Raw genomic sequence first — 24,308 nt, 5'->3', positions numbered from 1 at the left:
TGTTTTGGAAGCGGGATTGTTTCGCTTAGCAAGCTCAGAAAATTAACTGACTGTTGCACTTGCTCCTTGAGACCGCCATGTCTTGAGATCCGATTGAACGATCTATACCATAAGTGTAAGCTTTTGGAAGGCCATAAAATGGTGGCTCTCCGTAGAAGGGCGCAAAATAAATAGTCGTGCTGCATCGATTGTTTAATATGTCTTGTTTAGACGCGTCCAAAAACGCATCTACCACAACCTTATCTTCACTTGTTCGATTATTCTCATCGTCGTTAGTAGTAAGCAACGCTCGCCAGAAAACAGACAAAACAGCTAGCTGGATTTCATCGCTAATCACTACTATTGAGCTTTGCTTTTGGTAGTTCGCTATTTTTCTGAATAGACCCTCGGCAAGTTTTTTCTCCCAAATAGAGAGTTTTCCTTCGCAACCTCCGCACAAAAGGTGTTTTTTTGGCCCATCTTGGTGTCGGATATTGACGTCTCGAGTGTCCCGAATGAATTGCGTGGCTGACGTTTTTTTAAGCCAGTCATACGCGAATTTGGGGATGCTATGAGACTCTTTCAGCAAGATATTTTTGTTATCACACAGCGCGCAGTCTCCTAGGACACCGCCCGCCGCTGTCACATCGAACTCTTGCTTACTGATGTTACTTTCCATCGTCAAAATTTTCCCTTGTTGCTGATCCGTTGAGACTCGCGCTCACCGAAGCCTGGCATCTGCTCTGCCAAACCAAGTACTGGTGGCAAGAGACGTCTTCACTGATTGCCGAGAAAGGCTGAAGAGGCTTGAAGCCCATAATCACTTCTTAATCCACAGCCAATTCCACGTATCTGTACAGTGGACTGCAATGATAGCTCAGCGCCATCTCAGAATGCGACGAATGCGCTTTAGCCCACGCAGGAACGTTGACCTAGCTCCTCGTTGGATGTGTTCTCACCAAGCAAGACGTTCAAACATCAAGACGCGGTGAGGAAACGTTTGTGCTGGCTTTCAGATTCGTAAAAGCGGTGATGACTGTCAGAGGTCTGGACAACGAGGCTGATGCGAGTGGTGAAACAAGGCCTATGAACGCCAAACGATGAACAATCGCTTTATTTTCTAAAGCATTGAGACAGCAGTCCCGGGGCTGTGAGCTTCTTATGAACATATTACATCGCCCACTTGTTAAATTATGTTTCATGCTGCGAAGATTTTCTAGCTCCCCCCACAGGTTCAACAGCCCGCATCTGTCGTCAACTCTCTGAACAAGCCATGTACTTCGTGTGTACATGGCAAGTCGTCAGAAAAGACTTATTTATTGCTCCAGCAAACTGATCGATACAGATCACGTTGCGCCCGAGCCTACTCAGGCGCATTACCTCTCACCAATGGCAAATAAATCATGCCGAACAATTCGCGCAGCGCATCGAAACGGCGCGCATAGGCGGCCTCGTCTCCATAGATAAGTTCGACATTCAGGCTGTCGATCAACGCCAGATAGGCCTCGGCCAGCAAGTCGACATGCGGTTGTTCAAACGCCGGATACGTGTCTTTCAGAGACGCCTGGAAATGCCGTCGTATATCAGCCAAATAACGTTCGAAACCGGATTTGACGTTTTGCTCAATGGCCGCAGGTGGATAAAAAGCTGCGCGCAGCAAGAACCGTAACGCCGCACTTTCGGCGTATCGTCCTTGCAGGTTGTCAACATAACGCTCACCAGGAGCCTGGTTTGCCTGTGTAGTCGAGAATTGCCCGCTTACGTAGGCCTGCTCACTTTGCAACGCCAGGTTTAGTACAGCCGAGTACAACTCATCCTTTCCAGAAAAATGAGCGTACAGCGAGGCTTTTTTGATCCCGGCGCTGCCGGCAATGTCATTAAGTGATGCCGCGTCGTAGCCGCGATCGGCAAAATGTAACAAGGCAACATGAACAATCCGTTCCGCTGCCGGGGTTAAAGTCGTTGAAGTCATCAATTGCCCTTTTTCTCAGTGCCCAGCGAGGTTAAAGGAAGCATCGTCGCTTGTAGACAAGCTAATCCATGTCAAGGCGCAGACTATCAATGCACTTAGACTCAGCAGCACAGTCCACGCAATGGCTCCATGCGTCAATGCTATAGCCGAAATGGGTGTGGCGCTCGATGAGATGGTTAGTTGAAAGGCCCCCAGCAACGCTGCCGTCGACCCCAGGGCGCGCTCTTGGGAAGACATGGCCAGAGACATTAGCGTCGACTCAGCGATACCCAACCCGAACAGTGCCAGCGCCATGCCCGTAACAATACCTGCAAGCCCAACGCCTGTGACGGTCGCTACTAACGTCGTGAATGCGCCTAAAACAATGCAGCTCACACCGATCCAAGTAAGACGTTTGAGGCCCAGCGTAGTGATTAATTTGCCAGCGACCATTGCCCCACACAGGATCGAACAGCCCGTCACGCCAAACAAGATACCGAATGCTTGCGGCGTCAGCCCGTAGATCTCCTGGTACACCAGAGTCGCGCCACCGATATAGGCGAACAGGAAAAAAAACACCGCAGCAACGGCCAATGCAGGCAGTAAAAAGCGCTTGTCGCAGCCGATGGCCAGGTAGGTACGGCACGCAGCACCCAGTCGCAAGGGTTCACGTTTGTCAGTTGCCAAGGTTTCAGGCAGGTTCAGCCAACTGTTGATGAGCACCGCCATGCCAAGAATGGCGAGGGTGAGCATCACTGCCCGCCAACCAAAATACGAGTCTATAAATCCACCCAATGCCGGAGCCAAGATAGGCGCCACACCTTCGATGGTCATTAACAAGGCAAACAGTTTGGTTGCCGCTGCCCCTCGGCTGACGTCACGTACGGTGCTCATGATCACCACCAGCGTCAGCGCACTCCCAAGGCCTTGTACAAAGCGAAAACCCAACAACACTGAAAGTGTTGGCGCCCACGCTGAACCCAAGGAGCAAAGGATAAAGACCACCAGCCCGATCAATAGCGGCCGTCTACGCCCGTAAGCGTCCACGAAGGGTCCGAACAGTAGCTGCCCTGCCCCCATGGCAAGCAGGAAAAATGTCAAAGTGAGTTGGACACTGGCGAAGCCTGCGTCGTAATCACGCGCAATTTCGGGAAGGCTAGAAAGGTACATGTCCACTGCGGAAGGTCCCAAGGCCCCTATTGCCCCTAAGCCAATCGCCAACTTCATGGGGACCCGCTGCTGTTGCACGGTATTCATTATTTGATCTCGATTTGTTAACAACCTACCGGTCGGTAGGTTTTTAGGATAATAAATATAATCGCCTCACAGGTCAAACGCCTGCCTTTAACCTGATCCTCCATACCCACGCCCACCCCACGCCACTCGTCGCCCATAACCCTCTAAACCCCCTCTTCGCCTACCCTCCGTTCTGATCACCGCGCAGTTCCAGCGCTGGCTTGTGGTGAACACACGCGAAATAACTACCCTGCCCATCAGCTATTTCGCAATGTCATCAATTTGAATTGATCGGAGTTTCCATGACAGGCAAAACCGTCCGTGATGTGACGTATCAGTTGCTGCGAGAGCTGGGCCTTACCACGATGTTTGGCAATCCTGGCTCGACTGAGGAGACCTTTCTCAAGGATTTCCCGGCCGATTTTCGCTATATCCAGACCTTGCATGAGTCTTCTGCGGTTGGCGCGGCGGATGGTTTTGCGCAGGCCAATCGGCGACCGGCAATCGTCAATGTGCATACCAGTGCCGGGTTGAGCAACGCCATGAGCAACATTTTGACCGCGTTTCAGAACAAAACGCCGTTGATCATCACCGCGGGTAACCAAACCCGGGACATGTTGCTGATGGAGCCGTGGCTGACCAATATTGAGCCGGCTCTTTTGCCCAAGCCTTGGGTCAAGTGGAGTTATGAGCCGGTTTGCGCCGAAGATGTCCCGGCCGCGTTTATGCGCGCCTACGCTATCGCCGTGCAGCCGCCTGCAGGCCCGGTGTTTTTGTCGATTCCACTGGATGATTGGGATAAGCCCGCCAGAGGCACTGCCCTTGTGCGCTCGGTGGCCACGCGTATTGCTCCAGACCCTGAGGTGCTCAGCGCGTTTGCTCAGGCGTTATCCAACGCCACTAATCCGGCGCTGATTTATGGTGCGGCCATCGCCCGTGGCCAAGGGTGGCCGCAAGCCATTGCCCTGGCCGAGCAGTTGCAGGCCACGGTGTACGCGGCGCCTGCCTCTGAGCGCCCTCCTTTCCCGGAAAGCCATCCGCTGTATGCCGGCGGCTTGCCTTTTGCCATTGCGCCTTTATCGCAAAAGCTTGCCGGCCATGATCTGGCCATTGTCATTGGCGCCCCGGTGTTTCGCTATTATCCCTATGTTGCCGGCGACTACTTGCCTGAGGGCTTACGCCTTTTGCACATCACTGACGACCCCAGTGAGGCGGCGCGTGCACCGGTCGGCGACAGTGTGCTGGGGGATGCGGTCCTGTCACTGGATGCTTTGATTGTACAGGTCAAGCCGCGCCCTGTTGGCAGTGCTGCGGTCAAGCGCCAGGCACATGGCTTGGCTCCGCACCCGGCAGCCACGCACGCAGATAGCACCGATGGGTTGTTGTCATCACTCAGTGTGTTCCAGGCTCTGCGCGCTGCAACGCCCGCCAATACGGTTCTGATTGAAGAGTCGCCTTCTAACCTTGCAGAACTGCACAGCGCATGGCCTGTGGATCAGCCCGACTCGTTTTATACCTTTGCCAGTGGCAGCTTGGGCTGGAACCTTCCGGCCAGTATCGGTATTGCGTTGGCTGAGCGTGACAGTGGGCGCAATCGCCCCGTGCTGGCGATCATCGGCGATGGCTCGTTCCAATACTCCATACAAGGCTTATGGACGGCGGTGCAGCACGAATTACCGATTCTCTTTGTCGTGCCTCGCAACGGGCAATACGGGATTTTGAAGTCCTTTGCCGTGCTGGAACAAACGCCGAACGTGCCTGGGCTGGATTTGCCTGGTCTGGATTTTGTCGCTCTGGCACAGGGCTATGGCGCCCACGGGGTACGCGCCACTACTCTTGATGAGGTGCGCAAGGCCTGCAGCGAAGCCTTCACCCGTAACGTGCCAACGGTACTGGAAGTGCCCGTGCAAGCGACCATACCGCCGCTGCTCTGACGGCTTTGAGTATGAGCGCTCAGCCTTGGGCGCTCTGACTCAGTAGTGGTGCTCAGCGCAAACTTGGCCAACCACTGAAACTGGGCATCATGGCCACGCAGCTCGAATACTGCTTACACAACTGGGTCTTTCGTGACTCTTTGGGCGTGCCACTCGCGACGGTGGCAATCACTATGAAAATGAACAAAGGAACATAGTAGGCGACATGATTTTTTATTTTCATTGTGAGTGCTCTTATGAACATTGAAATAAAGCTTTCTCTTTGTTCTAGAACCCTCTCCAGGCACTCAGCAGTGTTTGCCGGGCCGCCTGAAGAGGTTGACTGCAATCAGCGTTCGTCGACGGTGATGATTTCCCGGCGTTCGGCCATGCTGGCCGGTATCAGGTCTTCATCGGTGAAGAACTGCTCGTACCATTCGCGCAACTGGTAAACCGGGCCGTCGGTTTCGGCCAGTACCGGCTTGTCGATGCGGACTTTGTGCTTCCAGATCACCACGTCCTGGTAGAACGAGTCGCGGTTGCCCTTCACATACGCCTTGGCCACCTCCAGGTTCTGTTCTTCGGTCCAGCCGGGGACGCGTTTGACCATGCAGCCAAAGCGCAAGTCAAAGCTGTTGGCCGTTACGGGTACGTGGCTATTGAGCAGGATGGCGTGGATACGTACGTCGCCGAACATCGAACTGATCTGGGTGAAGTGAGTCGCCGGGCCGTAATACGCAGATGGCGCGATAAGGTCACCGCCCAGGCGCTCGGAGTCGCCATGGAAAATCTGGTGGCCGATGTGGCCTTCGAAGATGTTGGCGAAGTATTTGGTTGGCGTGCCGTGTACCGGCCCGAAGTGCTGGGCATCCACCAGGTTATCGACCAGTTCCCGAGGGTTGGTCTCGATGTGCATGGTGTCGATGTTCCAGTCGTGGATCCATTCAGGGTCATCCATTTCTGGCAGGTGCGGAATAATCACGCCCTCTTTCGGTGGCCGACCTTCAGGGTTGTTCCAGACGAACAGCAGATTGTTTTCTTCGCAGGTCAACCAGCTTCGGGTCTTGGCCTTGGGGGGGATGCGCTTGCAGTAAGGGATCTCGACGCACTTGCCGCCGGTGTCGTACTTCCAGTGGTGGAAGGGGCACACCAGCCGATCGTTTTCGATGGTGCCCTGGGACAAGTCTGCGCCCATGTGCGGACAGTAGGCATCAAGAATGCTGATGGCGCCCTGGCTGTCAGCAAACGCGACCAGGCGGGTACCAAAAATATTCAGGGTATGCGGCTTGCCATCGCGGTAATCATTGGCGTTGCCGAGGCAGTGCCAGCCACGGGCGTAACGGTGGGTACGCTGGGCATTCTCGATGTTGATTTCAGCGAGTTTAGTCATTGTTATTGTTCCTCGGTTGCAGACTTCGGGGCCTGTAATGCCCCCAAGAAATACAGGGTGAACCCTTGGTAGCCATCATTTAACAGCTGCACAAGGAGAACATCCTTCAATTGGACTAGAGCAAATGCGACTGACTCGCAGTAGGCGCCACACCTACTGACCGAAACGCCGCGCGGCTTCGGGGCCGAAATCCCGTGGGCTGAAACCCGGTCGGTTGAGCAAGTAGCCGTTACGCTGTTCGTTGATCAGGTTGAACGCCAGGTAGCTCCCGGCATTAAGGTCGTAATACAGGCCTACACCGGCCTGTGGCCGCTGGCTCTCGTAGGCGTAAAAGTAATTGACCATTGAGGTGCGCCATAACTCGCCACGGTTGTCGTAGTTGTCAGCGAGGATGGGGAACCAGGTGTCTTCATCGATGTACAACTTGCGCTTGCCGTAGAGGTGGCGATAACCCGGTTTGAGGGTGCCTTCCAGCTCCCAGACCCTGTGACGCTCGTAACGCATGGCATCCGGGTTGATGTGGCCGGGGGGCAAGAGGTCCGCGTACTTAAGGTTGGCGGCATGCAAGCGATAGGTATTGTAGGGAATGAACATTTCGCGTTTGCCAACGATCTTCCAGTCATAACGTTGACCCGAGCCGTTGAACAGGCGCACTTCGTCTACCGTGAGCGAGCCACCGCTGCCTGGGAATGACATGTCAAAACCATACCCCGGCGACTGCCTTACACGACGCGTGCCCGGGTCGTAACGCCACGCCTGACGGGGTTCAATCTTGTCGTTCCAGAACTCGGTGCCGGTATTGATCTCGCCCTTGTCCCGCTGAGGCAGTAGCGTTTCGTTGAGGTAGAACGACGAGTTGCCGGTGGTTTCACCGATTTTGCCCGGTTGCAGCGCCGGGGCCAGGTTGCGCGAATGCACGCGGCCCCAGTTGATGTTGCCGTCTTTGAGCACATAGGCGTTGTCGGAGGTATATTCCTCAGTCCATGCACGCAAAGTGAAGGTCGAGGCATTTTTCAGCAGTTCCAGACCGCTGCGCGGCACCGGGAATGGCGTGCCGCCGGTCTTGCCGACAACGCCTTCACCGTCATCGACCAAGCGCGCCACGCTGGCGTTTTCGCGGGTGGCCTGGCACACCGAGTCGTCAAAACGGAAATCCCGGTGCGAGGGGTACACCGGCATTTTGTAAGTGCTCGGGTACAGCTTGAACAAGGCTTTTTGCCCGTCGGACAGCGCGTCGCCATACTGCTCCATGTTCTGCGCGGTGATCACAAACAGCGGCTTTTCGTCGGGGTACGGGTTTACCGGATGGTTGCCGGTGCCCTTGAAATCCACGTGGGGCGGTACACCCAGCCATTTACCGCTGAATGCAGGAATGCTGCCATCGGCATTACCGGCCTTTTCCGCGCCCATGCAGGTCAAGTCAGTGCCCAGCCGCGCAACATCCTGCGGCGCGGCATTGGCCAGGCCAATGGCACAGCATCCTAAAAACATCGCCAAGGCCCGGCCAGGGGGCTGATAAGTGCCGATCATTTTTATTCTCCTTTTCTGGGTTCGACATCGGTTGCCCAGTATCGACAGGCCAAGAGCGCCGCAGCATCGTCCGCACGGACTAATGCAAGTTGGCGCCGCGCAGCGTCACAGCAAGGACGCAGCCGCTTGGGGCGCGCCCAGGGCTACCACGCTGTTTAGCATGATCCGCACCAGTTCGGTTTGGCGGCGCACGCCCGTCTTGGAAAAGATCGAGCGCAGGTGGGCACGGGCAGTATTACGGCGGATGTTCAGCAGCTCAGAGGCTTCTTCCAGCGACAGGCCGTTGGCCAACTCCAGCGCGAGGGCAGTTTCTGCCGGGGTCAAGTTGTACAGTTGCGAGGTCAGCACGGTACTCACCAGTGACTTACTCACCGCATCGCGCACATACACCACCACCGTGGGTTTACCGTTGCTTTCGAGCAGTTCGCGGGTGGCAATCAACTCCACCACCACCCCCAGGCTGACCTGCCCCGAGGGGCGGGAGATCGACATGGCCTCGGCTTGCTGCACACCTTGGCCGGTGCCTTGCCTGACGCGCTGAAAGGCGCTTCGTACCAGGCGTGACAATTCCCGATTGTCACTGGGGTACGTCGCCTCCAGTCGTCCACCCACGATCTTGAGGCCGTCCTGGCTGTCGAGAATCTCCCGAGCCACGGGGTTGAGTTGCAACACCGTGCCGTTTTCATCCAGCACGATGGTTGCCACTGCCAGGCGGCTGATGGTCTGTGAATACAGGCTGCCCAGTGACTCACTGCGATCCAGTTGGGCATGCAGGTGCAAGGCCCGGCGCAAATGCGGCAAGAGCATCGCGCACATGGCCCGATCGGTGTCGTCAAACCGCGGATGATCGAATGGGCGATTGATCCTGAAACGCACAATGCCGCCATCTGGCATGCGGATATCGGCACCGAGCATGTGGTAACAATTGTGGGGTTCGCAGAACAGCAGGTAAAACGCCGAGCGGCGCCATTCAGCATCGCTGATCAGTTGATCGATGGTGAACACCGTGTCGGTGGGCAACCCGTCGAACAAGGTAGATTTGGCGTAATAGGCGTAATGGTTGATCCCGCCCTCCCCCAATTCGATATCACCCGCGACCACCATCGGCGACAGCAGCGGTTCATCCTGGACGCGCAAGATCAAGGTCACAAAGTTGGCCTTGAACAGCGTGCGTACCGCTCTCAACGAATCACTCAAACAGCGCGTATTCAAGGCCGACTCATAGATGTCGCCAATCATCTGTTCGTAATCGGCCAGCTCCAGGCCCATGTGCGCCAGGATTTGTGCATTGGGCAGACAAGGTTGCATAACCATTCCCCAGCAGCGGGCCCGACCGTCAGGCCCGCATGGTTTGAGTTGAAACAGCAGGGTTTATGGCAGCTCGAACAGGCCCGCAGCCCCCATGCCACCCCCAATGCACATGGCGATCACCACATAACGCACACCGCGCCTGCGCCCTTCAAGCAAGGCGTGGCCGACCATACGGGCGCCTGACATGCCAAACGGGTGGCCGATGGCAATCGCCCCGCCATTCACGTTCAGGCGCTCGGCCGGGATGTGCAGGGCATCACGGCAGTGCAGTACCTGGCAGGCAAATGCTTCGTTGATCTCCCACAAACCGATATCCGCGACACTCAAGCCAAAGCGCTTGAGCAGCTTGGGGATAGCAATCACCGGGCCGATGCCCATTTCTTCCGGGGCACAGCCACCGACTGCAATGCCCCGGTAAATGCCCAGCGGCGTTAACCCCCGGCGCCGGGCTTCAGCACGGCTCATCAGCAGGCTGGCCGAGGCGCCATCCGAGAATTGAGAGGCGTTGCCGGCAGTCACATATTCACCCTGCCCGATCCATTTGCCGTCCTTCCACACTGGCTTCAACGCAGCCAGGTCTTCAAGACGCGTAGAGGGCCGGTTGCATTCGTCCCGGGAGACCTGCACACGCTCATGACCATTGGCCTGGCCATCGCCGGCAAATAACAGTTTGTCCACGCTCAGGCTGACAATTTCGTCGTCAAACAGGCCGTCCCGTTGCGCAGCGGCGGTGCGCAACTGGCTTTGCAGCGCGTATTCATCCTGAGCGGCGCGGCTGATGCCATAGCGCCGGGAAACAATTTCGGCGGTTTCAATCATCGGGATATAAGCGCTGGGCATTGCCTGCAGCACGGCCTCTGACTGTGCGCGATAACTGTTTTTGTGCTTGGTCTGGGTCAGCGACAACGACTCCACACCACCGCCAATGGCAATATTCATCTCACCGCTGAGAATACTCTTGGCCGCTACACCGATGCTCATCAGCCCCGAGGCACACATACGGTCTAGCGCCATGCCCGGCACGCTCTCAGGCAAGCCGCCGGTATACGCGCACAGCCGACCGATGTTGTAAGCCTGGGTGCCCTGCTGCACCGCGGCGCCCATGATCACATCCTCGACATCGGCTGGGTCGATGCCCGCGCGCTCAACTACAGCACGCACCACATGCCCGCCCAGCACCGGGGCTTCAGTGTCGTTGAACGATCCACGAAACGACTTGGCCAAGGCGGTTCGGGCAGTTGAAACGATGACAACTTCATTCAGGTCCATGACACGCTCACTGGCAAATTGGGTTGAAGGTATAACGGCTGATGGTGTCGATCACGCAACCGGGGCGCGCCTGGCCCTCGACGTCCATGGTCATGCGCACCACCAGTTGTACGGTGTCGCCCAGCAGCTCGGCGCGGATAATCTGGCCACTGCCACGCACCCGTGAGCCGACCTTGACCGGCGCCGGAAAGCGCACCCGATCGCTGCCGTAATTAATGCCCATCGCCATATTGTCGATGCGCATCAACTGCGGCATGAAAAGGTTGGCCAGCGACTGGGTCAGGTAACCGTGAGCAATGCAGGCACCAAAAGGGCCAGTGGCGGCCCGCACCGGGTCGACATGAATCCATTGGTGGTCACTGGTGGCTTCGGCGAACAGGTCGATGCGCTGCTGGTCAATGGTCAGCCAGTCGCTGTGCCCCAGGTCCAGGCCCTCGGCCACCAACAGCGCCTGGGCCGTACTGAAAACGTGCGTCATGGGTAAGTCCTCAAGCCTGTTGCGAACTGACGGACAGCACTTCGCCGACCATGTAAGAGGCGTAATCGCTGGCCAAAAACATCATCACGTTGGCCACCTCCCAAACTTCAGCCGCGCGCCCGAACGCTTCGCGCCCTGCCAGGCTGGCCAGCAACTCTTCACTGGAGGCTTTTTTGAGAAAGTCGTGCAAGGCTATTGAGGGCGACACGGCGTTGATACGCACGCCGAATTCGGCAGCTTCCAGAGCGCTGCAGCGGGTCAGCGCCATGACTCCGGCCTTGGCGGCGGCATAATGGGCCTGCTCTTTCTGGGCTCTCCAGCCCAATACCGAGGCGTTATTGACAATGGCTCCGGCGCCACGCTGCTGCATGTGCGGCAACATGGCCCGGGTCATGCGGAACGTCCCGGTCAACGTCACATCCAGCACCCGTTGCCACTCTTCATCGCTCATCTGCACGACGGTTTTTTGCCCACCGAGGCCGGCGTTGTTGATCAGCACATCGACCCCGCCCAGCGCATCTTCGGCCGCCGCCACCAAGGCCTGGACCTGCGCCTCGACGGTAACATCGCACAGTTGGCCAAAAACCGCCTGTAGGCCGGTCTCGGCCTTGAGCCGCTCGACCGCCTCCTCCAGACGACGCGGGTGTACGTCTGAAATCATCAGCGCCCGGCAACCCTCTTCGGCACTGCGCCGAGCCGCCGAATAACCAATACCGGCGCCGGCTGCCGCTGTAATCAACACCGACTTGCCGGCCAACAATTGATGACCGGGCACATAAGGGGGGGCTTGCTTCACAGTGTCTACCTCCGAAAATTCGATACCCCGTCTTTGTACGGAGCCGCAGGCACTGCCACATCGTCAAAATGGGGTATCTCCGCGAACAAAGCCCCTGGCCCGCTCGTCATGCAGGTATCAACTGCCCCAGACTCTCTGGGCTTTGGGCGCCTCGGCGAGGATCGCATCAACGGCGCCGCCAATTTCGTTCACCGCCCACAACGCGCCTTTGTCACGGGTGACGCCTGTGCGCCAGCCGTCAGCGAGGGATATGCGCCCGCCCTGGCTCTCAAAGACCTGGCCGCTGACATGGGCCGACGCCGGGCTGGCCAGCCATACCACCAGCGGTGCAACGTTTTCTGCGGCCCAGGCATCAAAACTGCCATCTTCGGGTTTTTTCACCACGTCGGGCATGGCACTCTCGGTCATCGATGTACGCGCCGCTGGCGCCAGCGCATTGGCGGTCACGCCATAACGCGCCAGCTCAGCCGCTTGCACCAGGGTCAATGACGCGATGCCGCCTTTTGCCGCCGAGTAATTGGACTGCCCCACCGAGCCTTGCAGCCCGGCGCCAGAGCTGGTGTTGATGATCCGCGCATCCACCGGCGTACCGGCCTTGGCCAGGTCGCGCCAGCGCCGCCCGAGGATATTGGCCAGGCAATAGTGGCCCTTGAGATGGACCTGCATCACCCTGTCCCAATCCTCTTCACTGAGGCTGATGAACATGCGGTCACGCAACACACCGGCGTTGTTAATCACCACATGCACTTCACCAAACGCCGCCAGTGCCGCATCGACAATCCGTTGTGCGGTCACCAATGTGGTGATGTCATCGTGGTTGGCGATGGCCTGGCCACCGTTATTGCGAATCTCTTGCGCCACCGCCTGCGCGGCCTCGCTGCGAATATCGTTGACCACCACATTCGCCCCTTGCGCGGCCAGCGCCAGCGCATAGGCACGGCCCAGCCCGCCGCCAGCCCCGGTGATGATCACGGTGCGGTCTGCACATATAGCCATGTTTTGACTCCTTGACAGGGTAAGCGGCCGCACGCGAACCGGCGGCCGTTGAAACATTACAAACGTTCGATGATGGTGACATTGGCCTGGCCGCCGCCTTCGCACATGGTTTGCAGGCCATAGCGGCCGCCGCTGCATTCCAGTTCGTTGAGCAAGGTGGTCATCAGCCGTGCACCGGTTGCGCCCAAGGGATGCCCCAGGGCAATGGCGCCGCCGTTGACGTTGGTCCGCGCCGGGTCGTAATCCAGCTCTTTGGCCCAGGCCATGACCACCGACGCAAAGGCTTCGTTGATCTCCACCCGGTCGATCTCGGCCATACTCAGGCCACTTTTGGCCAACGCCCGGCGAGTAGCGGCAATCGGTGCAGTGAGATGCCAGATCGGGTCATCGCCCAGCACCGTCAAGTGATGAACGCGCGCCCGAGGCGTCAACCCATAGCGCTTGAGCGCGGCCTCGGACACCACCAGCAGCGCCGCCGAGGCATCGCAAGTCTGGCTCGACACCGCGGCGGTAATCGATGGGTACTGTGGGTCTACTGGTTGCAACTCGGCCATTTTCGCCAGGCTGCTGTGACGCGGCGTTTCATCCTGCGTCAAGCCTTGGCAGGCAACGATTTCCCGGTCAAAACGGCCGCTGGCAATGGCTGCCAGGGCGCGCTCGTGGCTGTGCAGGGCAAACGCTTCCATCTGCTCGCGAGTGATCTGCCAGTGATCGGCAATTCGCTGCGCAGCGTAAAACTGGTTGACCGGCTGCTGGCCAAACCGTGCTTGCCAGCCCACGCTGCCGGAAAACGGATCGGCAAACCCCAGCGGCTGGCCCGCGAGCATCGCCGAGGCAATCGGGATGCGGGTCATGGTTTGCACACCGCCCACCGCCACCACATCCTGGGTCCCACTCATCACAGCCTGGGCGGCAAAATGCAGCGCCTGTTGTGACGAGCCGCATTGGCGATCCACCGTGGTACCGGGCACCGTCAAGGGCAAACCGGCGGCCAGCCAACTGGTGCGGGCAATGTCACCCGCCTGGGCGCCAATGGTATCGACGCAACCGAAAATCACGTCGTCGTAGTCGTCGGGGGGAATCGAGTTTCGCTCCACCAGCGCCTTAAGCACATGGGCGCCCAGATCAATGGCATGGATCTCGCTCAGCGCGCCTTTGCGCTTGCCGGTCGGGCTGCGCAACGCATCAACGATATAGGCTTGGGCCATGACTCATTCCTCAAAAGTGTGTCCCGGCCCCAGGCCGGTGGTGTCGGCGAACAGGTAGCCGCTGACCCGGGTTTTATGAAAGCCCCGGTCGCCCCAGTACGCATCCAGCGCCCAGGCGCGCTTCATGAACATCTGCAAATCGACTTCCCAGGTGTACCCCATCGCGCCATGCACCTGGATGCCCTTGCGCGCAGCAATCCAGCTGGCCTCATTGGCCGCCAGACGCGCTTGAGACACCCAGATAGCGGCATTGCGGTCGTTACGGGCCAGGGCATGGGCGGCGCGGTAGAGCACCGGTTTGGCGTGTTCGATATGGCGGGCGACATCGGCCAGGTGATGCTTGACCGCCTGAAAGCTGCCGATCGGCTTGCCGAATTGCTTGCGTTGCGCCACGTAGTCCACCGACAAATCCAGCATGCGCTGGGCCAGCCCCAACAGTTGCCCGGCCACCGACAGCGCGCCGCGATCGAGCATGCGCGCCTGCAAGGCCAGACCCTGCCCGCCACTGGCGATGCAGGTGGCGGCCGACGGGGTCCAGGTCACGCCCCCTGGGCGCCGTGAGGCATCGATACTCGAATGGTTCTGCACCTGTACCTCTGAGCGCGGCACCAGGTGAATTTCGTCGCTGCAGCCCAGAATCAGCACCTCGGCTAATTGCGCATCGCTGACCAGCGCATTGATCGGGTGGCTGATCGCCATGCGCAAGCTGCCGTCGGCAATGCGCGGCAACAGCTCGGCGCGGGCCGGATGCTGCGCCGGCAGATCGGTCAGCACGCCGCAGGCCACATAGGCGGTGTCGGCCAGTGAATCAGGTATGGCGTAATAGCCCAGCTCCTGGGTCATCAGCGCCCAGGTCACATCGTCCATGCCCAGACCTCCGTGGGCCTCGGGCACGGATAAAGCCGTCAACCCTTGCTCGGCTATTTTGTTGCGCAAATCGCGGGAGCGCCCGACGTCGGTTTCCCAAATTTCCCGGAGCATTTCCGGTGCAGCTTCGGTCATCAGGAAACGACTGATGGCCTCGCGGAACGCCAACTGATCATCGTTAAAAGTGAAGTCCATGGCGGTTCCTTATTTCGGCAAGCCGAGCATGCGTTCGGCAATGATGTTGCGCTGGATTTCGTTGGTACCGGCATAGATCGGCCCGGACTGGGCAAACAGAAAACCTTCCAGCCAGCCCGCTGCATCACCGGCCTCAGGGCCTTTAGCCGTCAGTTCGCCGCGCATGCCGAGAATGTGCATGGCGGTTTCGTGCATTTTCAGGTCCAGCTCCGACCAGATGATCTTGTTGATGCTCGACTCGGCACCGATATGCTCGCCCCGGCTCAAGCGCCCCACCGTGTGGTAAGCCGACAGCGCATAGGCTTCGGCGCCCATCCAGGTCTCCATTACCGCATCACGCAGGCTTGGGTCGCGGTCTGCAGTGGCGCGATTGGCCTTATACAGTTCAACCAGTTTTCGCGCGGTGGCTTGAAAACGTGCCGGGGAGCGCAGCAGCAAACCCCGCTCAAATCCGGCGGTGGCCATTGCCACTTGCCAGCCCTGGCCTTCAGCACCGATGCGGTTACCCACGGGCACGCGCACATTGTCAAAAAACACCTCGGCAAACGCATCCTTGCCGTTGAGGGCCTTGATCGGGCGAATAGTCACTCCCGGTGCATCCAGCGGCACCATGACAAACGAGAGGCCGTGATGCCGGGCCGAACCGGCTTCGCTGCGGAACAGGCCAAACAGCCAGTCGGCGTAGATCGCCCGGGTCGACCAGGTTTTCTGCCCGTTGATCACGTAGTGATCACCCTCGAGCACCGCCTTGCTGGTAATTGCCGCCATGTCAGAACCGGCATTGGGCTCCGACCAGCCTTGCGCCCACATGTCCAGGCTGGCAGCCATGCGCGGCAGGAAGCGCTGTTTCTGTTCCGGGGTGCCGAACTCCATCAGGGTCGGCCCCAGCAGCAACTGGCCATTCTGGTTGACGCGCATCGGCGCGTCGGCGCCGTAATACTCTTCCTCGAAAATCAGCCACTCGATCAAATCGCAGCCGCGACCGCCCAGTTCCGCCGGCCACATCACCATTGACCAGCGGCTCTCGAACAATGTGGCTTCCCAGGCGCGGTGCTGCTCAAAGCCTTCACGGGTGTCATAGCTGGCCAAGGGCTCGGTTGGCAGGTTGGCTGCCAGCCAGGCGCGAACTTCGGCGCGAAAAGCGTTCTGTTTGGGGGTGTAAGTCAGGTCCATGGCATTACCTCAGAACTTGGCGTCGCGTTTTTCGACGAAGGCCCGACGCGTTTGCGCTGAATCCGGGCTGCTGTAGGCCTGCAGAGTGAAACCCTGCTCCCAGCGGTACTTGTCTTCCAGGTTGCCGTCTTCGATACCGTTCAAGGCCTCCTTGGCAATGCGGATCATGTCGGGGCTCTTCTCGGCGATTCTGGCGGCGATGCCCAAGGCGGTTTCGCGCAGTTGTTCCTTACTGACGATGCGCTCGATAAACCCGTATTGCAGGGCCTCGCGGGCGCCGATACTGTCGCCGGTAAAAAACAGGTAGCGGACCTTCTGCACCGGGAACAGCCGCTGTAAATGTGCGCCACCGCCCATGGCGCCGCGGTCCACTTCCGGCAAGGCAAAGGTTGCGCACTCTGCGGCAATCACAATGTCTGCAGCACCCGTGATACCAATGCCCCCACCGAGAACAAAACCATGTACCGCGACGATCACCGGCACCGGGTTACGGTGTACGGCCTTGAAGGTCGCGTAGTTGCCGACATTGACCTCGACGATCCGCTCCGGGTACTTGTCCAGTTCTTTGATGTCGACACCGGCACAAAAACCGCGGCCTTCTGCGCGAATCACGATGACCCGCACCTCGGGGTTGGCGCCCAGCGCCTCGATTTGCCGCGCCAGTGCCAGCCATTCCTGGCTGTCCAGCGCATTGACCGGTGGTTTGGCGATCACCAGCTCAGCGATCCCCTGATTGAGTTGGGTAGTAAATGCCTGATTCACAGGGGTTCTCCAATAACGGCTGACGGGATCGTGTGAAGCGGTTGGCTGCGGGCCAGGAGCGCGTCCAGGCACTGCTCGGCCTCGTTGGCAATGCCTTCGATGACCTCACGGCACGACAGCAGCTCGGCGATGGCGGCGGCGACCTGGCCGCTGGGTAAAATCCCTTCGTCCGGGGCGCCATCGACCATCGAGCGTTGCAGCAATACCGGTTGATTGGCGGCCATCACCACTTGCGACAACTGCGCCGGGTTTTCGCGCAGGGCCCGGACAAACACCGACAGCATGTGCCCCAGGCTCATGCCGGTCTGTTGCTTCCACTGCCAGGCGCTGCCCAGGGCAATGCGCAAGCGGCCAAAGGAACCGGCCCGCTCCAGGTGGTTGATAAAGCGGTTTTCGATCATGCGATGGCGCATACCATCCACCGCCGTGGTCACCCGTACCTGCTGGGGGTCATTGACCTTCAGGTAGCGCGCCAGCGTTGCAGCCGGGGTTGGCGATTCGCGGGTCATGAGGAACCGCGTGCCCATAGCAATACCGGCCCCGCCGGCGGCCAGTACCGACGCCAGGCCGCGCCCGGTGGCATAGCCGCCGGCGGCAATGACCGGCACGTTGACCGCGTCCAGTACTTGCGGCAACAGAATCGAGCTGGGTACGCCGCCGGTGTGGCCGCCGCCTTCACCGCCCTGCACGGTAATCAGGTCCGCGCCGAGCTCCACAGCTTTGAGCGCGTGCTTTAAAGCCCCCACGGTGGGGATGCACAGCACATGGGCGGCTTTGAAACGGGCGATGGTCTGTTTGTCCGGGCCACGCCCGTAACTGACGGCGCGCAAACGGTATTGAATGGCCAGATCGACACACTGCGCGGCGTTGTCCTGAAACATGTGAAAGTTGAGACCAAAATTGCTGCCCCCGGTGGCGTCGATCACCTTGCGGATTTCGCCCTCAAGGGCATCGGCGGTGATGGTCGCTCCCGCCAGAAAGCCAAAGCCTTCCGCCTGTGTCGTCGCAATCACCAGATTGGCGTCAGCGACCCAGCCCATCGCGGTTTGCACGATCGGGTAACGGCAGCCCAGCGCCTCGGTCAGCGGCGTATGCAACCAGCGGTTCATTGGCTTTTGTCCTCGGCCTGCTTGTTGGCGCGGGCCATGCCCTTGGCATCGAAGCCCCCCAGCTTGTCACCGGACAGCAGTTCGTTGTGCGCATGGGCAAAGTGGTGCCAGGCGAACACCGCATCCATGGCCGTGCGCTTGCCTTGCAAATCTTCGACGTGGTTGATTGCCTGCTTGGTCAACGCCAGCCCCATGCGTGGCTGCCTGGCGATGCCAGCGGCCAGGGCGTAGGTCGCCTGCTCCAGCTCTTCACGCGGGACTACGCGGTTGACCATGCCCAACTGCGATGCGCGGGCGGCGCTCATGCGGTCGCCGGTAAACAGAAATTCCTTGGCGATACGCGGGTTCATTTCATAGGGGTGAGCAAAATACTCGACCCCCGGAATGCCCATGCGCACCACCGGATCCTGGAAGAACGCGTCGTCACTGGCCACGATCAGGTCACAGACCCAGGCCAGCATCAGCCCACCGGCGATGCACGCGCCATGCACCATGGCGATGGTCGGCTTGGGCAGCTCCCGCCAGCGCCGGCACATACCCAGATACACCTCCTGCTCGCGGGCATAGAGTTGCTCGCCGCCAGGTTTATTGGTGTGGTCCCACCACAAATGCGCGCGCTCGAACGGTTTGTTGATGTCCCGCCCCGGGGTGCCGATATCGTGCCCCGCCGAGAAGTGTTTGCCGTTACCGCGCAACACGATGACTTTGACGCTGTCATCGTTCACCGCCTCACTCAACGCCGCATCCAGCGCGTAAGTCATCTGTGAGTTCTGCGCGTTATTAAAACTAGGCCGGTTCAGCGTCAGCGTGGCAATACCCTCGGCCACGCTATATAGCACCGGGGTGTCCGTCTCGTAGACGGCGTTGTCCTCACGGACGATAAATTCACTGTCGCTGCTGTGCATGCTCGCTTCCTTGCCTCAGACCGTACGAATGCCCGGCGGGTTGCCCTTGATCGCCGTGGCGCGGTAATCGTGGGGGTCGAGTCGGCGGATAAGCGCCAACTGCTCCGGCGTCGGGTGGGCGGTTTCATGCAACTGCGCCGACTTGAGCAGCGGGAAGCCGGTGTTGTCCTGGACTTGTTCGAAACTTACGCCGGGGTGCAACGAGCGCACCTGCACGGCCCGCTCCGGGCCATCAAAATCAAGCACGCAGAGGTCGCTGACCACACAACGGATATCCATCAGGTCGCGACGCGCGCCATGCGGCCAACGATCTGCCTTGAAACCGACACCGGACACCATGTCCACTTCGCCGCTGACAAACACCCGTGTGTTATGGCTGGCGACAAAAAACGAATTGAGGTGGTTGATGCTGTTGCCGGGCAAGCCGCGTACCCCGAGAATCGCGGTCTTGGGCTTCTGATAGTCGCCAATGCAGGACAGGTTGGTCTGCCCCCAACGGTCGATCTGGGTCGGCCCGATCATTGCGTGGCGACGCCCGCCCCAAACACATTCAAAGACCCGTTCAAATGACAGGTAGCCGGAGTAACGGGGCACGTAGTCACCACGCGGCCCCAGAGGGATGGGTTCCTCTACCAGGAACGCTTCACTGTCGGTCATCAACAGTTCGGGGCTGTGGGTGAGTTTGGCCAGGCTTGCGCCCAGGCGCGGAATTACGCCCAGGCCGGAGGCAATCACTTCGCCATTGCCGCGCCAGGCCTCAGAGGCGGCCACAATCATCAGCTCGGCCAGGGTGAAATCGCAGGTTGCAGTCATAGTGGCTACTCCTCAGAACACGGGAAGGGGCAAAGCGCCCATGGAATCAGCACCGCCGTTCTGTGCCTGATAGGCCAACTCACCTGCAGCGACGTAAGTCTTGACGTAATCTTGCCAGCCGTTTTCCGCCTGGCTGCTGGCGACGTAAGCCTTAAGGTGCTTGATGTCCCAGCCATAATCGGGGCCGCAACTGGTGGGATGAGCACCCAGCGGAGCATGCACCACACCGGTCACCAGATAACGCTCGAACGTGTTGAAACGCGCCAGATCGGCGCTCAGTTCCAGACGTTCTTCCAGGTGTTCGCACGAAATAAAACATTGGTTAGCAGCGCGAGCGAACAGATGGTCAAAGTACGGGTCCGGACCGATCACCAGGCTATTGCCCAGCCGGTCGGCAACGTTGACATGCAAGAACGCCACGTCGAGGTTGAGCGCGGGCATCGCCAGCAGCACCTCGCCATCCTCATAGGGGGACTGAACCGTCTTGATGTCCGGGTTCAGACGCGCCACATCCGTGGCCAAACCACAGCGGGTCGGCAGAAACGGCAGGCGCATACCCGCGGCACGCAGGCCCCACTGGAACATGCCTTCGTCGAGTTCCATCAACTCCAGCTCACCCGCTTCACGGGCCTTTCGGTAGTAGGGTTCGAGCGGAATGGCATCCAGGGTGACAAAACCGAACACCAGCTTCTTGACCTTGCCCGCCGCGCAGAGCATGCCGACTTCCGGCCCGCCGTAAGCGACCACGGTCAGGTCCTTGACCGGCGAACGAAGAATTTCACGGACAATCGCCATGGGCTTGCGGCGCGGGCCCCAGCCACCGAAACCGATGGTCATGCCATCGCGTAATTGAGCGACCGCATCGGCCGCTGTCAGTTGCTTATTGATCATGACAACTCCTTACTGTTGGCCGACCGAAAAGTCGTGCCCCCAAATGCTTACGCGGGTGAATTCGAAGGCCGAGTGCTCGGCCCAATCGACTTGCAGCCCGCCAAAACCGTATTCCAGGTCAAAACCGGACGGTGTCTTCATGTAAAAACTGGTCATGCGGTCGTTGAGGTGCTGGCCAAGGGTCGCCGACAGATTCACCGCATGGGCTTGCAGCCGGTCATGGGCGCGCCCGACTTCGGTCATCGAATCGACCTCGACCATGACGTGCACGCAGCCTGACGGCACCGGGTACTCGGCCAGTGCCAGGCTGTGATGGCGGGCATTCTGGCAATGCAAAAAGTGAATACGGATTGCCGGGGCCGCCGGGTCGGGACGGAAGTTGAAAATGTCCGACAGTTCAAACCCCAGCACATCCTTGGCGAAGGCCAGCGTTGCGTCGAAATTCGGAGCGGGCAGCACGGTGTGGCCCAGGCCCATGTCGCCGGTGATAAAACGCGGCACACCTTGGGGCGACACAAACGGCAGGCAGTCAGAGCGGTGCCCCCAACTCAGTTCATGGCAATTGCCCGACGGGTCGTTGACCTTGATCAGCGCTTGCACCCCGCGCTGATTGATCTCGTCAGCGTTGCCTGCCTGCCACTCGATGCCCGCCGCATTCAGATGCTCGATCGCGGCGAGAAAGGCCGGTTCACTGGCCAGTTCCCAGCCGGACGCCAGGTAACGCGGCTCGCTGCCTTCGACAATCAGCATGCGAAAGGGCCGCTCATCCATCTTCACGTACAAACCACCGCCCGGCGCCGGCAGCACTTGCATGCCCAGCACGTCCTCGGCGTAACGCTGCCAATGGCTGAGATTTTCGATCTGCGAGACGAAATAGCTCAAACCGCGAATGTCGATCATGCCTGGGTCCTCGTTGACTGAAGGGCTTGCGTGACGAGCATTGTGCTAAGCCCCTCCCGCCCCTTCATCGTCCGTTGAGACTAAGCCCCCCTGCCGCGCCAAGAGCGTTGGCCCCAGTCCCTAACGCCAGCAGGTCTCTAGTCCGTTTTAGTGATTCGTCGCGTGCGGGGAGCGCGGCAGACTTCGTGCACCCCTCCGCTATTTACCGAGACTTGTGCCCATGGAGTTTGCTTTTACCGAAGAGCACCTGATGATTCGTGACAGCGCCGGGCGATTTCTCGCCCAGGCCAGCGATTCCCATGCCGTGCGTGCCGCGATGATGCGCCCGGATGGCCACGACCCAGACGTTTGGCAGCGCATCGGCCAGGAATTGTTCTGGCCTGCGCTGATGGTTCCTGAGCGTTTTGGTGGCATGGGCCTGGGGTTTGTCGAACTGGCCATCCTGATGGAACAAAGCGGCCGCTTTTTGCTTGGCTCGCCGTTGTTCGCCACGGCCTGCATGGCCACCCCAGCTTTATTAATGGGGAACAACGAGGCGCTGCAGGCGCAATGGCTGGAGGCGATTGCCAGCGGCAACACCCGCGCCACCCTGGCTTTTGCCAGTGTGGCCGGGCTGGAAGCTGACAGCGTGCAGGCCGTGGCCGAGCCCCAGGGAGACGGCTGGACGGTTAGCGGCCACTACGCTCAAGTGATCGATGGCGCTTGCGCCGATGTATTGATCATCGCTGCCCGCGCGCCCGGTTCTCACGGGGCACAGGGCATCCGCCTGTTTGCCTTGCCGGGAACTGCACCGGGAGTCATCGCCACCCCTCTGCCGACAATGGACCAAACCCGCCGTCTGGCACGTATCGACTTGCATCAGGTGCAGGTCAACACAGCACAGCAGCTGTGTGGCCCCGACCAGGGGTGGACGGTGCTGCGCGACACCCTGCTGATTGCTGCCATCGGGCTGGCCGCCGAGCAAACCGGGGGCGCGCAACAAGCGCTTGACCTGACCCTTGCGTACATTGCCGAACGCCGTCAGTTCAAGCGCACCATTGCCAGTTTTCAGGCAATCAAACACCGCTGCGCCGACATGATGCTGCACGTTGAATGCGCACGCTCGGCGGCCTACTACGCCGCGTGCGTGGCTCAGGAACGGCTGGCCGCGGACGGGGATGCAAACGTCGCCAAGGAGCTCGAACTGGCCGCAGCGACGGCAAAAATCCATGCCAGCGAGGTGTTCTTTCTCTGCGCCGCCGAGTCCATCCAACTGCATGGCGGCGTCGGCTTTACCTGGGAATACGACCCTCACTTGTACTTCAAACGTGCCCGTGCCAGCGAACAACTGCTCGGCAACCCGGCGCTGCATCGCGAGCGTATCGCCGGACACCTTTTGGGAGATTCAGCATGAAAATCGGTTTCAGCCGCGCCGATGAGACATTCCGGGAAACAGTCGCGCAGTGGATGGCCGAGCACCTGAGCGGTGAGTTCTCACCCCTGCGGTTCAGGGGCGGACCCGGTGACGAGCACAGCCTTCCCGAAGAGCGCAAAGCCTGGGAGCGTGAGCTGGCCAGCGGCGGCTGGATTGGTGTGGGGTGGTCCACCGACCACGGCGGGCGCGGGCTATCCATCAGCCAGCAAGTGATCTTTCACGAAGAATATGCCCGCGCCGGTGGCCCCGGTCGCATGGGTCATATCGGCGAAGGCCTGGTGGGCCCGACACTCGCCGCGTTTGGTACACCGGCCCAGCAGCAACGTTTATTGCCCGGCATTCTCGATGGCAGCCAGTTCTGGTGCCAGGGCTACTCGGAACCGGGAGCCGGTTCGGACCTGGCCAACGTGCAAACCCGGGCAAAGCTGGATGCCAGCGGCGAGCATTGGCTTATCAGCGGGCAAAAGGTCTGGACGTCGTTGGCCCATGAAGCCGACTGGTGTTTTGTCCTGGCCCGTACCGAGCCCGGCAGCGAGGGGCATCACGGTTTGTCATTTTTGCTGGTACCGATGGCTCAGCCCGGCATTCGCGTGCAACCGATCCAGCAACTGACCGGCACCAGCGAGTTCAACGAAGTCTTTTTCGATCAGGCCGTTACCCAGGCTTCCAATTTGATTGGCCGACCAGGTGACGGCTGGAAAATCGCCATGGCGCTACTGGGATTCGAACGCGGCGTGTCGACGCTGGGCCAGCAAATGCAGTTCCACAACGAACTCGACGAGATCATCCGCATCGCCCGCAGCAACGGCGCTGCGAGCGACCCGATATTGCGCCAGCGCATCGCTCAGGCCTGGGCCGGGCTCAAGGTATTGCGCTACAACTCCTTGCGCATGCTTTCAGGCCCACAAGATGGCAGCCTGGGGCGTGAAGCAATGATTTACAAACTGGCCTGGTCAACTTGGCACAGCGATCTGGGCAAGCTGGCCATGGACGTTCTGGGTGAGGACGCAGAAATCCTCGACGGCGCGCCTTACCAGCTCAGCCGGCTGCAATCGTTGTTCTTGTTCACACGGGCCGACACCCTGTACGGCGGCAGCAACGAAATCCAGCGCAACGTCATTGCCGAGCGCGCCCTGTGCATGCCCCGCGAACCCCGGCACGGCTGATCAAGATGACTCACCCGGCATCCAGCCGGGTGAGTCATGCTTGCTCAGGGCGAGTT

General features: G+C 59.6%; 22 protein-coding genes. 3 read left to right on the top strand and 19 right to left on the bottom strand.

The window, feature by feature from the left end:
• Positions 1-34 precede the first annotated feature (34 nt).
• From GHO32_RS23265 to GHO32_RS23255, 3 genes are all read right to left on the bottom strand, one after another.
• Positions 35-658, bottom strand: coding sequence for a hypothetical protein (locus tag GHO32_RS23265; protein WP_153443027.1), 624 nt, complete (start codon positions 656-658; stop codon positions 35-37).
• A gap of 684 nt (positions 659-1,342) precedes the next feature.
• The gene (locus tag GHO32_RS23260; protein ID WP_153332813.1) at positions 1,343-1,951 is read right to left on the bottom strand and encodes a TetR/AcrR family transcriptional regulator; all 609 of its coding nucleotides are present in this window, start codon (positions 1,949-1,951) and stop codon (positions 1,343-1,345) included.
• A gap of 15 nt (positions 1,952-1,966) precedes the next feature.
• On the bottom strand, positions 1,967-3,187 hold the full coding sequence (locus GHO32_RS23255) for a multidrug effflux MFS transporter (protein WP_153443025.1): 1,221 nt from the start codon (positions 3,185-3,187) through the stop codon (positions 1,967-1,969).
• Between the two features lie 281 nt (positions 3,188-3,468).
• Here GHO32_RS23255 and mdlC point away from each other — a divergent pair, with 281 nt between their 5' ends.
• Complete coding sequence (gene mdlC / locus GHO32_RS23250; RefSeq protein ID WP_153332415.1) at positions 3,469-5,100, top strand: benzoylformate decarboxylase; 1,632 nt, start codon at positions 3,469-3,471, stop codon at positions 5,098-5,100.
• A 328-nt stretch (positions 5,101-5,428) separates the two neighbouring features.
• On the opposite strand, the gene GHO32_RS23245 is transcribed toward mdlC, so the two are convergent.
• The 16 genes from GHO32_RS23245 to GHO32_RS23170 form a co-directional block, all read right to left on the bottom strand.
• Positions 5,429-6,469, bottom strand: a complete 1,041-nt coding sequence (locus GHO32_RS23245) for a Rieske 2Fe-2S domain-containing protein (RefSeq protein WP_048387576.1) — start codon at positions 6,467-6,469, stop codon at positions 5,429-5,431.
• Positions 6,470-6,622: 153 nt separating this feature from the next.
• Positions 6,623-7,999 carry a DUF1329 domain-containing protein gene (locus GHO32_RS23240; RefSeq protein ID WP_153332417.1) on the bottom strand — a complete coding sequence of 459 codons (1,377 nt, stop codon included), beginning with the start codon at positions 7,997-7,999 and terminating at the stop codon, positions 6,623-6,625.
• A 105-nt stretch (positions 8,000-8,104) separates the two neighbouring features.
• Positions 8,105-9,307, bottom strand: a complete 1,203-nt coding sequence (locus tag GHO32_RS23235; protein WP_153332419.1) for a helix-turn-helix transcriptional regulator — start codon at positions 9,305-9,307, stop codon at positions 8,105-8,107.
• A 63-nt stretch (positions 9,308-9,370) separates the two neighbouring features.
• On the bottom strand, positions 9,371-10,579 hold the full coding sequence (locus tag GHO32_RS23230; RefSeq protein WP_153332421.1) for an acetyl-CoA C-acyltransferase: 1,209 nt from the start codon (positions 10,577-10,579) through the stop codon (positions 9,371-9,373).
• A 7-nt stretch (positions 10,580-10,586) separates the two neighbouring features.
• Entirely contained in the window at positions 10,587-11,057 is a 471-nt protein-coding gene (locus GHO32_RS23225; RefSeq protein ID WP_153332423.1) for a MaoC family dehydratase, read from the bottom strand.
• 10 nt (positions 11,058-11,067) lie between these two features.
• Complete coding sequence (locus GHO32_RS23220; protein ID WP_262125901.1) at positions 11,068-11,853, bottom strand: SDR family oxidoreductase; 786 nt, start codon at positions 11,851-11,853, stop codon at positions 11,068-11,070.
• A 117-nt stretch (positions 11,854-11,970) separates the two neighbouring features.
• Positions 11,971-12,849, bottom strand: a complete 879-nt coding sequence (locus tag GHO32_RS23215; RefSeq protein WP_153332425.1) for an SDR family oxidoreductase — start codon at positions 12,847-12,849, stop codon at positions 11,971-11,973.
• A gap of 56 nt (positions 12,850-12,905) precedes the next feature.
• Positions 12,906-14,057, bottom strand: coding sequence for an acetyl-CoA C-acetyltransferase (locus tag GHO32_RS23210; protein WP_153332427.1), 1,152 nt, complete (start codon positions 14,055-14,057; stop codon positions 12,906-12,908).
• Between the two features lie 3 nt (positions 14,058-14,060).
• Positions 14,061-15,119 carry an acyl-CoA dehydrogenase family protein gene (locus tag GHO32_RS23205; RefSeq protein WP_153332429.1) on the bottom strand — a complete coding sequence of 353 codons (1,059 nt, stop codon included), beginning with the start codon at positions 15,117-15,119 and terminating at the stop codon, positions 14,061-14,063.
• Positions 15,120-15,128: 9 nt separating this feature from the next.
• On the bottom strand, positions 15,129-16,292 hold the full coding sequence (locus GHO32_RS23200) for an acyl-CoA dehydrogenase family protein (RefSeq protein ID WP_153332431.1): 1,164 nt from the start codon (positions 16,290-16,292) through the stop codon (positions 15,129-15,131).
• Between the two features lie 9 nt (positions 16,293-16,301).
• Complete coding sequence (locus GHO32_RS23195; protein ID WP_368668353.1) at positions 16,302-17,054, bottom strand: enoyl-CoA hydratase family protein; 753 nt, start codon at positions 17,052-17,054, stop codon at positions 16,302-16,304.
• Positions 17,051-18,163: a nitronate monooxygenase family protein gene (locus tag GHO32_RS23190; protein ID WP_153332433.1), complete on the bottom strand. Its 1,113-nt coding sequence runs from the start codon at positions 18,161-18,163 to the stop codon at positions 17,051-17,053. The genes GHO32_RS23195 and GHO32_RS23190 overlap by 4 nt, the downstream gene beginning before the upstream one ends.
• Entirely contained in the window at positions 18,160-19,068 is a 909-nt protein-coding gene (locus GHO32_RS23185) for an enoyl-CoA hydratase (RefSeq protein ID WP_153332435.1), read from the bottom strand. Before GHO32_RS23185 ends, GHO32_RS23190 begins: the two co-directional genes overlap by 4 nt.
• Before the next feature lie 15 nt (positions 19,069-19,083).
• The gene (locus GHO32_RS23180) at positions 19,084-19,881 is read right to left on the bottom strand and encodes a CoA-transferase subunit beta (RefSeq protein ID WP_153332437.1); all 798 of its coding nucleotides are present in this window, start codon (positions 19,879-19,881) and stop codon (positions 19,084-19,086) included.
• A 12-nt stretch (positions 19,882-19,893) separates the two neighbouring features.
• Positions 19,894-20,769 (bottom strand): CoA transferase subunit A, encoded by an 876-nt coding sequence (locus tag GHO32_RS23175; RefSeq protein WP_262125965.1) that lies wholly within the window; start codon positions 20,767-20,769, stop codon positions 19,894-19,896.
• A 12-nt stretch (positions 20,770-20,781) separates the two neighbouring features.
• Complete coding sequence (locus tag GHO32_RS23170) at positions 20,782-21,672, bottom strand: VOC family protein (RefSeq protein ID WP_153332441.1); 891 nt, start codon at positions 21,670-21,672, stop codon at positions 20,782-20,784.
• 220 nt (positions 21,673-21,892) lie between these two features.
• Here GHO32_RS23170 and GHO32_RS23165 point away from each other — a divergent pair, with 220 nt between their 5' ends.
• The gene (locus GHO32_RS23165) at positions 21,893-23,065 is read left to right on the top strand and encodes an acyl-CoA dehydrogenase family protein (protein WP_153332443.1); all 1,173 of its coding nucleotides are present in this window, start codon (positions 21,893-21,895) and stop codon (positions 23,063-23,065) included.
• Positions 23,062-24,252: an acyl-CoA dehydrogenase family protein gene (locus GHO32_RS23160; protein ID WP_153332445.1), complete on the top strand. Its 1,191-nt coding sequence runs from the start codon at positions 23,062-23,064 to the stop codon at positions 24,250-24,252. The genes GHO32_RS23165 and GHO32_RS23160 overlap by 4 nt, the downstream gene beginning before the upstream one ends.
• The last annotated feature ends 56 nt before the right edge of the window (positions 24,253-24,308 follow it).

The organism is Pseudomonas sp. FSL R10-2189 (assembly GCF_009600325.1).
Lineage (GTDB): Bacteria > Pseudomonadota > Gammaproteobacteria > Pseudomonadales > Pseudomonadaceae > Aquipseudomonas > Aquipseudomonas helleri.
The sequence above is the reverse complement of the archived record's forward strand: the minus strand, read 5'-3'. Positions and strand labels throughout refer to the sequence as shown.